This is a genomic window from Algoriphagus sp. A40 (genome assembly GCF_002002735.1).
In the GTDB taxonomy this organism is placed as follows: domain Bacteria; phylum Bacteroidota; class Bacteroidia; order Cytophagales; family Cyclobacteriaceae; genus Algoriphagus.
Map to the genome: position 1 here is coordinate 19696 of NZ_MUNY01000078.1, position 13513 is coordinate 33208.

The following is a 13513-nucleotide window of genomic DNA, read 5'->3' on the forward strand; positions in this document are numbered from 1 at the left end:
AAAATGAAAAAAACGCTACTTACGCTTTTAATTTTGAGCTTTTCGAGTTTGGTATTGTTTGCCCAAACAAAACTCACAGGCAAAATAACAGATGCCGAATCCGGTGAAAACATCATCGGAGCCACTGTCCTGATCAAAGGAAAACTTACCGGAACCGTGACTGATAACTCTGGAAAGTTTGAACTGAACACAGGGGTGGAATTGCCACTGACCTTGGAGATTTCCTACATGGGCTTCCAAAAGACCAGCATAGAAGTACAATCCAATTCGCCGATCGAGGTGAAGTTAATCCAGGCTACTGAATTGCTCAGCGAGGTGGTTTTCTCCGCTTCCAAGATCGAAGAAACCATCTTTGAATCTCCAGTGAGTATTGAAAAAATGGACATCAAAACCATCCGGGAGACACCTTCCATGAGTTTTTATGAAGGAATCCAAAATCTCAAAGGAGTGGAGTTGGTGACCAGCGGCCTGACCTACAAACAGATCAATACACGGGGTTTCAACAGCATCGGAAACCCGCGGATGCTCCAATTGGTGGATGGGGTCGACAATCAGACGCCAGGATTGAACTTTGCTGTCGGGAACCTCTTTGGTTCCAATGATCTGGATATGGAAAGTGTCGAGTTGATTCCTGGAGCGGCTTCTGCCCTTTACGGGCCGGTGGCTTTCAATGGTGTGTTGATGATGCGAACCAAAGATCCCTTTCTTTATCAGGGATTAAGCGTCCAGGCAAAAACCGGTATCAATCACGTCAACGACTCCTATGCTGACCCAAGCGGGGTTTACGATTTTTCGATCCGCTATGCCAAGGCTTTCAACAATAAGTTTGCCTTCAAATTGAACGCTTCCTATTTCACCGGCTTGGATTGGTATGCGACCAACTACGAGGATATCGATGCTCAGACTCCAATTGAGTCAAGAGGAGATAACAACCCAGCGAGAGACGCGCTCAACATCTATGGAGATGAAGTAGCCAGGACTTTGCCTGGAATAGGAAGGGTTTCCAGAACTGGATATGAGGAAAAGGACCTGATGAACTATGACTCCAAAGGATTGGGATTCAATACTTCTCTTCACTACCGTATCAATGAAAATATGGAATTGGTCTATGGCTATCAGGCCGGAAAAGGCCGGGCAGCATACACAGGCAGCAACCGATTTATGCTCAACAACTTCGTTTTGCAGCAGCATAAATTGGAACTGAAAGGCACTAACTTTTTCCTAAGGGGCTATTTGGTCACCGAAAATTCCAATGATTCCTACAACACCAGAGCACTTGGTCAGCACATCAACCGCACTTGGGTCCGGGATCTAAACGGACAGGTAGTTTCCCCCGATCAGGCGGACAATACTTGGTTTACCCGATATGCAGCGGCATTCGGAGGAGGCATTCCAACAGTGGAGGGAGGAAATCACGGCCTTGCACGATCATTTGCAGATGAGGGAAGGATGATCCCCGGTTCGGAAAATTACAATGCTGAAAAGGAGCGCTTAATTCATGTTCAAGGAATGAGTGGAGCCGGAATCCTAAGCCAAAGCAAGTTCTATCATGCCGAAGGACAGTACGATTTCAGCAACCAGATCAAGTTTGTGGATGTCTTGGTGGGAGGAAATTTCAGACTTTACGACATGTTCACCAACGGAACTTTGTATGATGATCTTGACAATGACGTCACAATTAAAGAAGGCGGCGCATTTGTCCAAGTTTCAAAGCGGTTTCTCAATGACAAGTTGAAATTCACTTTTTCTGAGCGCTACGATAAAAATGAAAACTTCGAGGGCAGATTAACACCTAGGATTTCTGGTGTGTTTTCCCCTTCGGAAAGACACAGCTTCCGTTCCTCCTATCAAAACGGATTTAGAAACCCAACTCCAGGTGATCAGTATATTTTCCTGAATGTGGGCCCGATTATCATTTTGGGCGGTGTACCGAGCAACAGTGAAGGGCTGAATGTGTATGAGAATTCTTATACCGCAGCATCGGTCGGGGCATTTGGATCTGCCTTTGGACAGGCAGTGGGTTCTGGCACTCCTCCTCCACAAGCTTTGATGAACAACCTGAACCTGCTCGAAAAATCGGATGTCGATTACATTAAGCCCGAGCAAATTTCCACGTTTGAAATCGGATACCGGGGACTTTGGATGGATAACCTCTCCGTAGATCTGAATTATTACTACAGCCGCTACACAGATTTTATCATCAACACCGTCGTGATCAGGCCAGACAGTGAGATTTTGTTGGAAAATGGCGACTACAACCCAGCCGCCGCGATGGATATTTTGTCGGGTAACATTCAGGCCTTCCAGCTTTATACCAATGCATCCGATGTGGTTGCTTCCCAGGGAGCAACCTTAGGTTTGAATTATTTGCTGCCTCGGGGTTATTCACTCGGAGTAAATGGGACTTGGGCTTCTTTTGACCTGATGGAAGCCGATGCCAACAATATTCCGGCTTTCAACACACCGGAATTCCGTACCGGAGTTACTTTCGGAAATCCCGAACTAACCAAGCGACTGGGATTCAATGTGGCCTGGAGATGGCAAGATGCCTTTGATTGGAGTGGAACTTTGACCCAGTTGAGGCCAGGTAGGATTGACGCATATTCCATGGTGGATGCACAACTCAGCTACAGACTTCCCCAATGGAAATCTGTAGTAAAGCTTGGTGCCAACAATCTCTTTGACAATCAGGTGTATCAAGCCTATGGCTCACCGACCGTCGGAGGATTGTATTATATCAGTTTGACCTTTGACGAGCTATTTAGATAATGGCCCAGACCCTAGCCATAGCTGACAATTCCGAGGTGGGTAGAGACAAGATCTCTGCCTACCTCTGGAGTGTTTTCCTGATTTGTTTTTTGGGAAATGCAAGTGCGGGAACAATCTCTACCATTGCCTCCGTCTACCTGCCGGTGATTGCAGATCAATTGGCCATCACCACCACTTCCGAAGAAATCAATGAAATCAGTGCCTACATCAATGCCCTTTACCTCGCCGGTTGGGCGATTGGGGGAATGACTTGGGGACTCATTTCTGATAAAATAGGCAGGGCAAAATCTCTGGCGATGTGCCTGGCTTCGGTAGGGATATTTACCATTGGGGTTTCATTTGCCGGATCATGGGAAATCGTGGTTTTGCTCAGGTTGCTGGGAGGAATTGCAGTCGGTGGAGTGATGGTCATCACTATGACGCTGTTGTCCGAGATTTGGCCCGCCAAAACGCGGTCAATCGTGATGGGCGTGGTTTCCATCGGATTTCCGGTGGGCATTTTCTCTTCCGGATTGGTCAACCTTTGGGTGAATGACTGGAGGCAGGCATTTTGGATCGGCGCAATCCCACTCCTTCTTGCCGGAGTTTCATTTTTGCGGTTGAAAGAATCCCAGCAGTGGAAGGTCTCCCAATTGAATATTGCAGGCGCTCAATCACAGAAAAATTCTCATTTTAAAGCGCCGGGATTAGTCCATGGAGCAGTGGTATTCGGCTCCATGTTGATTGCGCTTTGGTCTGCGTTTTCCTGGATGCCCACCTGGGTCCAAAGTTTACTTCAAGAGTCTTCCGGTCAAACAGAGCGGGGATCGGTGATGATGATTTTGGGTTTTGGGGGAATTATCGGCGGGATTTTATCCGGCTGGATTGTCAAAGTGATCGGCGTCAGGAAGTCCATGTTGGTTTGTTTTGTGGGAGCGCTTAGTATTTCTATTCTTCTTTATGGGTTTACACGGGAATTCTCATTTTGGATTTATCCCGCCATCATTTGTCTTTCTTTTTTCTTCGGAATAAGTCAGGGCTTATTATCATTTTACATTCCGCAGCTTTTTGCAGTTGACATTCGGGCAGGAGCGACTGGTTTTTGCTTTAATGCCGGAAGGGTGATCACCGCGATTGCGGTTTTTTCGCTTGGATCCTTGGTTTTATTCCTTGGAGGATATGGCAATGCGCTGCTGCTTTTTTCAGGATTCCTTTTGATCGGATTCTTCTTTGTCTTACTGAGTAAATCACCGGAACAATTAACCCCAAAATAAAAGATGCCCTATATCAATTTGGAAAATAGCCTTCCCGGAATCAGAAGCTTGGTCCAGTACCGACCCGAAACGGGAAGGCATTTGTATGCTTTGGTCAGAGTACTACTGACAGGTGATTCTACGTTGAGCAAAGGCGAAAGAGAATTGATCGCAGCCTTTGTCTCCAGCGGCAATGGATGCACATTTTGCACAGAAAGCCACGCTTCAGCAGCGCGGATTCTCTTCCAAAACCAATCCTCTGTCGTCGATGAGGTTTTGGAAAAAGGCAGTTCAGAAAAGTTGAACCCAAAAATGAATGCCCTGCTCCAGATCGCGGGAAAGGTTCAAGTGAGTGGCAAGGAAGTTAGACCCGAGGATATTGATAAAGCGAAAAGCTGCGGCGCCACCGACCTGGAAATTCACGATGCGGTACTGATCTCGGCTGTTTTTTGCCTATTCAATCGCTATGTGGATGGTTTGGGCACTTCACTGCCTGAGGATTCTGCGGCTTTTGAAGAGATGGGCCACCGGATGATTTCCAATGAATACAAGTTTCTCCCAAACCCAACAACCTAAGCGATGGCATATATAAATCTACCTGAAAATCTCCCCGGAATACGAGGATTGATGGCCTACCGACCGGATGTCGCCAAGCATCTCAACCAACTTGCCGAAGAGTTGCTCCGATCAGAAAATTCACTTACCCGTGGCGAACGGGAATTGATTGCCACTCATGTTTCGTATCTTAATGATTGTTTTTTCTGCCAACACGCACATCAGGCGCTGGCTGGATATTACCTCGAATGTGATTTTGAAAACTTGGATGAAGTCAAGGCAAATCCGGAAGGAGCAGCGCTTTCAGCTAAAATGAAAGCTTTGCTCAAGATCGCTGGAAGTGTCCAAAAAGGCGGACTTCAAGTATCGCCGGATCAGATCGAGCGAGCAAAAAGCGAAGGCGCTACCGAACGGGAAATTCACGACACCGTTTTGATTGCAGCGGCTTTCTGCATGTTCAACCGATATGTGGATGGATTGGGGACGGATGCGCCTCAGGACCGGGAGTTTTATAAAAACCGAGCAGAGGCGCGGGCCAAAGAGGGTTATTCCAATTATAACCCAATCAACTAGCTGAAATTTCAGGAAAGCTTCAAGAGCCCGAATTTTTTCAGGCTCCTGAAGTTACTTTTACCTCACTTTTCAAACTCTTGAAGGCAAGGAAAATCAGAGATATGGCTAACACAAACAGCAAGGCCGCAATCACCGCCAAGACGTAGCCTTTTTCCTGAAAATTCTTCCATGCAAAAAGTCCGAGCGAAGCCAAGGTGACTGTGAACATGAAGAACATCGGAATCATGACAAAAGTGGCAGGGATGTTTTTTCGGATCAGCCAAACTGCAATCGTCAAAAGAGCCAAAGCCGCCAATAGTTGATTTGCCGAACCGAAAATTGGCCAAAGCGTATTGAATTCTCCCGATGCCAAAAGTAAAATTGATAGGATAACAACAATTGTGGTGGATAGGTATCTGTTTTTGGCAACCACCTGAGCTGCAGGCTGAGGCATATCCTCAAAATATTCTTGCAGGGTAAATCGCGCTAAACGGGTACAAGTATCTAGCGTAGTCAGCGCAAAGGCAGAAACTGTCAGCGCCACAAACCCGATGGCGAATGGCTCTGAAATTCCCAAAGTGGAGATCATCCCACCGATTCCGTTTGAAAAAAGCGCAACAGGACCTTCTAAATCCAATCTGGTCGTATATTCTTCACGGGAAAGGATTGCCACAGCGCCAACTGAAATGATGGCAAGGAAAGACTCGATGAGCATACCGCCAAACCCTACCACTTTAGCATCACTTTCCTTGTCCAATTGTTTGGAAGTTGTGCCAGAAGCCACAAGGGAATGAAATCCGGAAATTGCACCGCAGGCGATTGTTACGAATAATACCGGAAAGACATAGCCCAAACTTTCACTGGACATCTGAACCTGCGAGGACATTTCTATCTGTGGATTTGCAATCACCACACCCGCTACCGCGGCGACCATCATTCCGTAAAGAAGGTAGCTGTTCAGGTAATCTCTTGGCTGAAGGAGTAGGCTGACCGGAGTCACCGATGCCAAAAATGCATATCCCAACAAGCCTAGAATCCAGAAATTGTAATCCAACTCAAAGGGTATTTGTGTGCCCAGATAGACAAAATAATACATCAGAATCACGCCTATTACTGTAATAACTGTAAATGCGATTTTTCCATTTCCTACCCAACGGTTTAAATATCCAAAAGCAACCGCCAAGAAAATAAATAAAATGGATGCCGATCCTACTCCAGGATTTGCAATGAAAGTTTTGGCGATAATATCAGAGAAAACTCCAATCACCAAAATCAGGGTAGAAAAGCTGAATAGAATAAAAAGCTGTTTGCCTTTTACCCCGATTTGATTTCGGATGATGACCCCGATGGATTTGCCTTCCGTTCTCAGCGAGGCAGCCATGCTTCCCAGGTCATGTACAGCACCAAAGAAAATTCCCCCTACCAAAATCCAAATCACTGCTGGGATCCAACCAAAGGTTACTGCGATGATGGGGCCCACGATCGGACCAGCTCCAGCAATTGAGGCAAAATGGTGGCCCAGAACCACAATTGGTTTGCTTGGTTCATAGTCAATTCCGTCTCGCAGCAGGTGAGATGGTGCTTTTCGGGAATCGTCCAAGCCAAATTTCTTGTAAACAAATGCTCCGTAAAACCGGTAAGCAGCAAATAAAATGACCGCGGATATCAGGAGTAGTAAAGCAAGACTCATAGGTTTATTGGGGCGATTGTGGAAATGATAGAATAGTAATCTGGAATGATACGATTTTCAATATAAAGTAAATAGATCTGTAGGTAAAACGGATCAGGAAAATGGTAAAGGATCGATCTGGGATGATAAATAAATATGACTATCCGCTACTTTGCCAGTTGGTCAAGAATAGATGAATTGGAAAGCGAATAGTCGACCACAGACCACGGTCAACATTCCACAGCTGGTGATTTGGAACTTCAATCCTCATTTCCATAGGTTACTGTTGACATTCCGAATATTCCTTTAAAAAGGTATTCAGATCGAATTCTCCTTTTATTTCTATCCACCTTACTCTAACCCCTGAATTCAGAAAAGTGGCTACTCACCATTGTGATGATTTTCCAGTACAGGTTTAGAAATCAGGGGAAAGCCAGACATTAAGGCCAAAAAACAGCCTATTTACCTAGCCAAAAATATTAAACTAGGAAGTTTACCCAATGGCAAATAACCTTCCTACTTTTGCGCTGACAAATGGAAATCAAAGAATTCAACTACGCCGCCAACTTCTGCGAAGAAAACATCTGGCACCTCTGCCAAAATCCGGAATTGGATCACTTTTCCAAAAAGGTGCTGATTGTTTCGAACAACAATAGAAATTGTCCATTTAGGTTTCAAAAATCCATCAATGGAGATGAATTCGTCTGGTGGAATTACCATGTGATCTTATTGGCTTCAAACAGCGATTCAAGTTTGATTTTCGATTTTGATTCGACTTTACCGGTTCCGCTTTCGGCTAAAGAATATTTTGAAAAGTCCTTTGAGAGAGATGAAAACTGGAAAGAAAGCGACCTGCCATGCTTTAAAGCCATTGAATCCATAGATTACCTCAACTCTTTTGTCTCTGACAGAAGTCATATGAAAGACGAAAATGGAAATTGGATGTCTTCACCACCGAAATGGCCGGTGATAGGCAGAGAAGGAGGATTGCCCTTGCCAGCATTGCTGGATTTTTCATTTTCAAGCGGGGAAAAGATCTATCTGCTGGATGAAATGCAGGCTCTGGTAGAGGCCATGGATGAGAGAGTTACTTGCGCATTGGTTGAATGAGAGGGCAGATTTTCAGGAGTAAGTGAGATCATTAATTAGCTGCCCATTGCACCTACTCTCTTTCGTTTTAACTCCAGATGGACCGGGTGATTATTCTTGGGGAATTTAAAGGAGGTTTTATTTAATGGATATAAGGTCTAAATTTGCGTCCTTTGACTTGTCAAAATAACGACCTAACAATTCTATATGGCTTGGTTTAAAAGAACTGACAAAGGCATCAAAACCTCAACAGCTGAGAAAAAAGATGCTCCCGACGGGCTTTGGTTTAAGACTCCAAACGGTAATATCATCCACACCCGGGAGCTCAAAAACAATGCTTTCGTCTGTCCTGACGATGATTTTCATGTAAAAATCGGTTCCAAAGAATACTTTGAAATCCTTTTTGACAACAATACTTTCACCGAGTTGGACAAGGACATGAAGTCCGGTGACCCCCTGAAATTCTCCGATACCAAACCCTATTCTTCCCGGATCGAAGCCACTATTAAGAAAACAGAACTCAATGATGCCGTTCGAACAGCATATGGCAAAATGAATGGACTTGAAATCGTGGTGGCCTGTATGGATTTCAATTTCATCGGAGGATCGATGGGTTCAGTGGTAGGGGAGAAAATCGCCCGGGGAATTGATCATTCCCTTAAGCACAAGGTTCCTTTTCTGATGATTTCCAAATCGGGGGGCGCCCGGATGATGGAGGCAGGTTTTTCACTGATGCAGATGGCTAAAACTTCTGCAAAACTTGCCCTGCTTGATAAGGCGGCAATCCCTTACATTTCTTTGATGACCGATCCCACTACAGGAGGTGTTACCGCCTCATACGCAATGCTGGGAGATTTTAACATTGCCGAACCCGAAGCGCTTATCGGTTTTGCCGGTCCACGGGTAATCCGGGAGACCATCGGAAAAGATCTTCCCAAAGGATTCCAGAGTTCTGAATTTGTGCTCGAGCACGGATTCCTTGATTTCATCATCGATCGCCGGCAGTTAAAAGCCAGATTGACCACCTTGCTAAACCTCCTGAACAATTAATCAGTTATCTCATCAAATTCCCTCCTTAATCCGACCAAATTTGAAAGTACATTTGGCCTGTTTTATGGATTAATAAATATATTTGTGCTCCCAAAATGGGTTCAATCCAGACGAAAAAGTAAAAACAAAATTTCATGGGTTCAGTTATTATTACCTCCATTGTAGCATTTACGATTATCATCCTGCTACTGGTATTTATTCTCCTCTTTGCCCAGTCCAAACTGGTCAACTCCGGAGATGTAAAGATTGTCATCAACGGTGACAGCGGAAATCCGATCGTGGCCTCAGCCGGATCCAGTTTGCTCTCTACCCTGAGTAACCAGAAGATTTTTCTTCCTTCTGCCTGCGGTGGAGGCGGGACTTGCGCCATGTGCAAGTGCGTTGTAGAAGACGGCGGAGGCGATGTGCTACCTACCGAAATTGGCCACCTCAGCCGTGCTGAGCAACAGGGTCATGTGAGATTGGCTTGTCAAGTGAAGGTAAAGCAGGACATGAAAATCCGCGTTCCGGAAGAAATCTTCGGGATCAAGAAGTGGGAATGTGAAGTCATATCCAATTACAACGTTTCTACCTTCATCAAAGAATTCAAAGTGAAATTGCCTGAAGGAGAAACACTTCACTTTGAAGCAGGTGGATACATCCAGATCGATGTGCCGACCATTACGGTCAACTTCAAGGATATGGATATTACTCCACATCCAGAACTGGGTCACCCGGCTGACGTCTACAAGAGCGATTGGGATAAATTCGGTCTTTGGAGCTTGGTCATGAAAAATGACGAGCCGCTATTCAGAGCGTATTCCATGGCCAATCACCCTGCAGAAGGTAACATTGTCATGCTGACTATCCGTATCGCGACTCCGCCTTGGGATCGTGCCAACAACAGATGGATGGATGTCAATCCTGGGGTTTGTTCTTCCTATGTGTTTGGAAGAAAGCCTGGTGATAAAGTGACCATTTCTGGTCCTTACGGTGAATTCCACATCAACCCAACCGAGAGAGAGATGATCTACATCGGGGGTGGTGCGGGTATGGCTCCTTTGAGAGCACATATTTTCCACCTTTTCCACACTGAAAAGACCCACAGAAAAGTGTCTTATTGGTACGGTGGACGTTCCAAAAAGGAATTGTTCTACGTTCCTCATTTCAGAGATATCGAAAAAGACTTCCCTAACTTCAAATTCTACATCGGACTTTCTGAGCCACTACCAGAGGACAACTGGAGTGTGAAGAAGTCCCTGGATGGGGAAGGTGACGGATATGTTGGATTCATTCATCAGGTATTGTTTGAAAACTATCTCAAAAATCACCCTGAGCCGGATGAAATCGAGTATTATCTCTGCGGACCTCCTTTGATGAATGCCGCCGTGTTGAAGTTGCTGGATGATCTGGGAATTCCTAAAGAAAATGTCCGCTTCGATGACTTCGGAGGATAAAATTTAACAAAAGATCCCGCTTCGGCGGGATTTTTTAGTTTAGTGCCATTTTTGATTATTTTTAAAAACACATCACCACCCTATGACTATCCAATCCTTTTTTGATCCCGTTGCGGATTTTCTCCTTGAGAAAAAGTATTCTGAAAACTCTTTCTTTCAACAAATTCATGTCCATGGCGAGAACTTCCCCGACCTCAAAGGGATTCAGATTGCCTTGGTGGGGATCAGGGAAAATCGCGGAGCAAAGAAGTCTGAGAGCATCGAAAGAGGCAGTGCCGAAATCCGTGAGAAGCTTTATGAGTTAAAAAAAGGACTTGTACCTTATCGGGTGGCAGATTTGGGAGATCTGATTTCCGGAAATACCCTGAACGACACCTATCAGAATATGCGGCAGGTAGGGGAAATGCTGATGAAACAGCAGATCTTGCCGGTATTCTTTGGCGGATCCCATGACCTGGATTATGGGCAATATCTATCCTACCAAAAGATGAAAAAGCTTGTCAGCTTGGTAACCATCGATTCCAAGGTAGATATGGAAGAGTCTGGCCCCGAAGATGACCGGCATACACAAGAAATCGTCCTGCACCAGCCAAACTTCCTTTTTTCCTATACCCATTTGGCTTATCAAAGCTTCCTCGTTGATCCGACGCTTATCAATGTGATGGAGAAATTATATTTCGATCATGTCAGACTTGGTCAGGTACGGGACAATTTCAAAGAAACCGAACCCCTGATCCGGGATGCGGACTTGTTGAGTTTTGATCTGAGTGCGATCCAGTCTGCTGATGCACCGGGAGCAGTGGATGCCCAGCCATTTGGGCTGACCGGTGAGGAGGCTTGTCAGATATTTTGGTTTTCAGGGATGAATGAGAAGTTGAGTTCAATCGGACTTTATGGGTATGATCCTTATTTCGACGATGCCAACAACAAGACTGCAAAAGTCGCTGCGGTGATGATTTGGTATTTTATCGAGGGATTTTATTCCCGAAAGGACAGTCTTTCCTTCAAAAGTGCCGATTACATAAAATATACCGTTTCACTTGATACTAAGCCCAATAGCTTGGTCTTTTACAAAAGCAAGAGGAGTGGCAAGTGGTGGATGGAAATCCCCCATAATGAAACCGGAAAATACGATCGGGTCAGTACCGTCCCTTGCAGCTACGCAGATTACCAGCTGGCTCAAAAAGGCGAAATCCCGGAGCGCTGGATCAATGCCCAGATCAAATTGTATTGATGAAGATCTATACCAAGCAGCAGCTGGCACTTAGAAATGGTCAGGATAAACCCGAAATTTGGGTGGCGTATCGAGGAGTGATTTATGATGTGAGCAATTCCAGACTTTGGAAAAAGGGAATGCATTACGAACATTGGGCGGGCCAGGATTTGACGGATGAACTGCCCGATGCTCCACACACTGAAAAAGTATTTGAAAAATTTCAGGCCATTGGCCAACTAGCGTAGCATGATATTAATTGCAGACAGTGGTTCCAGCAAAACGGATTGGAGGGTAATCCATCGGGATGGCAAAATCAGCCAACACCGCGGAGTGGGCTTCAATCCCTATTACATGACCTCAGAAGAAATGGCCATTCAGATGCGCCACGACTTTCTGGTCAATCTTGAAAATGAAATCGAAGAAATTTTTTTCTACGGAGCGGGTTGCTCTGCACCGGACAGAAAAGCGGAAGTTTCCAGCGCTTTGGGCACCATTTTCAAGCATGCCAAAATCCATGTTGATCATGACCTTGCCGCAGCAGCTCATGCTACCTGTGGCCATAAGTCAGGCATCGCCTGTATTTTGGGTACGGGATCCAACAGTTGCGATTACGATGGAAAAAACATCGTAGCGACCAGACCTGCTGCAGGATATATTTTGGGTGATGAAGGCGGTGGATGTTACGTGGGGAGAAAATTCTTGACCGACTTCATCCATGAAGAAATGCCTGGGAAAATCCGGGAAGCAGCCATCGAAAGGTTTCACATTACCCAAAACATAATTCAGGACCATGTTTACCGGCAGCCATTTCCCAGCAGGTACATGGCCAGTTTTTGTAGGTTTATTTCAGAAAACAAGGCTGATCCCTATTGCTATGGCTTGTATTACAATTCCTTCAAAGATTTCTTTGCGAAGCATGTTTTCAAATATGAGGACTGTCATAACAAGCCGGTAAATTTTGTAGGCTCAATCGCCTACTACAACTCCGACATCTTGAGAAAAGCTGCGGCGGACTCCGGAATCAACGTTAATATCATTATCGAAAGTCCGATTGCGGGATTGACACTTTACCACCAAGAATTGCTATGAGAATCACGGAGACCAGCTCGCACTATGAGAATTTGGAGAAAATGGAAGTCATTGAACTCCTTCAGCATATCAATGCGGAAGATCACAAGGTGGCCCCAGCTGTAAAGGAAAAGATTTCGGCCATTTCTGCACTTGTGGATCAGATTGTGCCGAGAATGAGAGAAGGAGGCCGACTTTTTTACATCGGAGCCGGTACCAGTGGTCGGCTTGGGGTTTTGGATGCTTCCGAATGTCCCCCCACTTATGGTGTTCCTCACGATTGGGTGATTGGATTGATTGCAGGGGGAGACAAAGCCATTCGGAAAGCTGTGGAGAATGCGGAAGATGATCCTGAAATGGCTTGGAAGGATATTTTGGGGTATGGTTTTTCTGAATTGGATACGGTGATAGGAATCGCAGCCTCGGGCACTACTCCCTATGTGATCGGAGGAGTGAAAACTGCAAGGGAAAAAGGTTTGCTTACCGCTTGCATCACCTGCAATCCAGATTCTCCTTTGGCTAAGGCTGTGGAATATCCGATTGAAGTGGTAGTTGGGCCGGAGTTTGTCACGGGAAGTACACGAATGAAGTCCGGAACTGCTCAAAAACTGGTTTTGAATATGATTTCCACCACAGTCATGATCAAACTTGGACGTGTCAAAGGAAATAAAATGGTGGATATGCAGCTGTCTAATAGCAAGCTAGTCGACAGAGCTACCAAAATGGTCATGGAAGCCACCGGTTTGGACTATGCGGTAGCCAACGAATTGGTGCTTTCCCAAGGCTCTGTACGAAATGCCACAGAATATTATTACAAAAACAAGGGGTAATCGTCAGGAATATTTTGAATTCAATGGTGATAATTCCTGGCTTTGAA

General features: G+C 45.3%; 12 protein-coding genes. 11 read left to right on the forward strand and 1 reads right to left on the reverse strand.

Features of this window, described 5'->3' with window-relative positions; all coding sequences use genetic code 11:
* Positions 1-3 precede the first annotated feature (3 nt).
* From B0E43_RS19900 to B0E43_RS19915, 4 genes are read left to right on the forward strand one after another with little or no spacing between them, the layout of a single operon-like run.
* On the forward strand, positions 4-2769 hold the full coding sequence (locus B0E43_RS19900; RefSeq protein ID WP_077353101.1) for a TonB-dependent receptor: 2766 nt from the start codon (positions 4-6) through the stop codon (positions 2767-2769).
* Entirely contained in the window at positions 2769-4022 is a 1254-nt protein-coding gene (locus B0E43_RS19905) for an MFS transporter (RefSeq protein WP_077353103.1), read from the forward strand. Before B0E43_RS19900 ends, B0E43_RS19905 begins: the two co-directional genes overlap by 1 nt.
* A gap of 3 nt (positions 4023-4025) precedes the next feature.
* Positions 4026-4577: a carboxymuconolactone decarboxylase family protein gene (locus tag B0E43_RS19910; RefSeq protein WP_077353105.1), complete on the forward strand. Its 552-nt coding sequence runs from the start codon at positions 4026-4028 to the stop codon at positions 4575-4577.
* Between the two features lie 3 nt (positions 4578-4580).
* Entirely contained in the window at positions 4581-5129 is a 549-nt protein-coding gene (locus tag B0E43_RS19915; RefSeq protein WP_077353107.1) for a carboxymuconolactone decarboxylase family protein, read from the forward strand.
* A 37-nt stretch (positions 5130-5166) separates the two neighbouring features.
* Here the strand turns inward: B0E43_RS19915 and B0E43_RS19920 are convergent, their stop codons facing one another.
* The gene (locus tag B0E43_RS19920) at positions 5167-6798 is read right to left on the reverse strand and encodes a carbon starvation protein A (protein WP_077353109.1); all 1632 of its coding nucleotides are present in this window, start codon (positions 6796-6798) and stop codon (positions 5167-5169) included.
* Between the two features lie 513 nt (positions 6799-7311).
* Between B0E43_RS19920 and B0E43_RS19925 the strand changes: the two genes are divergently transcribed.
* The 7 genes from B0E43_RS19925 to murQ all read left to right on the forward strand — a co-directional run bounded on the left by B0E43_RS19925 (position 7312) and on the right by murQ (position 13466).
* Positions 7312-7887 (forward strand): hypothetical protein, encoded by a 576-nt coding sequence (locus B0E43_RS19925; protein WP_077353111.1) that lies wholly within the window; start codon positions 7312-7314, stop codon positions 7885-7887.
* A gap of 186 nt (positions 7888-8073) precedes the next feature.
* Entirely contained in the window at positions 8074-8916 is an 843-nt protein-coding gene (gene accD, locus B0E43_RS19930; protein WP_077353113.1) for an acetyl-CoA carboxylase, carboxyltransferase subunit beta, read from the forward strand.
* A 134-nt stretch (positions 8917-9050) separates the two neighbouring features.
* Positions 9051-10352: an NADH:ubiquinone reductase (Na(+)-transporting) subunit F gene (gene nqrF / locus B0E43_RS19935; RefSeq protein WP_077353115.1), complete on the forward strand. Its 1302-nt coding sequence runs from the start codon at positions 9051-9053 to the stop codon at positions 10350-10352.
* Between the two features lie 82 nt (positions 10353-10434).
* Positions 10435-11586 (forward strand): formimidoylglutamase, encoded by a 1152-nt coding sequence (locus tag B0E43_RS19940; RefSeq protein WP_077353117.1) that lies wholly within the window; start codon positions 10435-10437, stop codon positions 11584-11586.
* Positions 11586-11813, forward strand: a complete 228-nt coding sequence (locus tag B0E43_RS19945; protein WP_077353119.1) for a cytochrome b5 domain-containing protein — start codon at positions 11586-11588, stop codon at positions 11811-11813. The genes B0E43_RS19940 and B0E43_RS19945 overlap by 1 nt, the downstream gene beginning before the upstream one ends.
* A 1-nt stretch (position 11814) precedes the next feature.
* Entirely contained in the window at positions 11815-12657 is an 843-nt protein-coding gene (locus B0E43_RS19950) for an N-acetylglucosamine kinase (RefSeq protein ID WP_077353120.1), read from the forward strand.
* On the forward strand, positions 12654-13466 hold the full coding sequence (murQ, locus tag B0E43_RS19955) for an N-acetylmuramic acid 6-phosphate etherase (RefSeq protein ID WP_077353121.1): 813 nt from the start codon (positions 12654-12656) through the stop codon (positions 13464-13466). Before B0E43_RS19950 ends, murQ begins: the two co-directional genes overlap by 4 nt.
* The last annotated feature ends 47 nt before the right edge of the window (positions 13467-13513 follow it).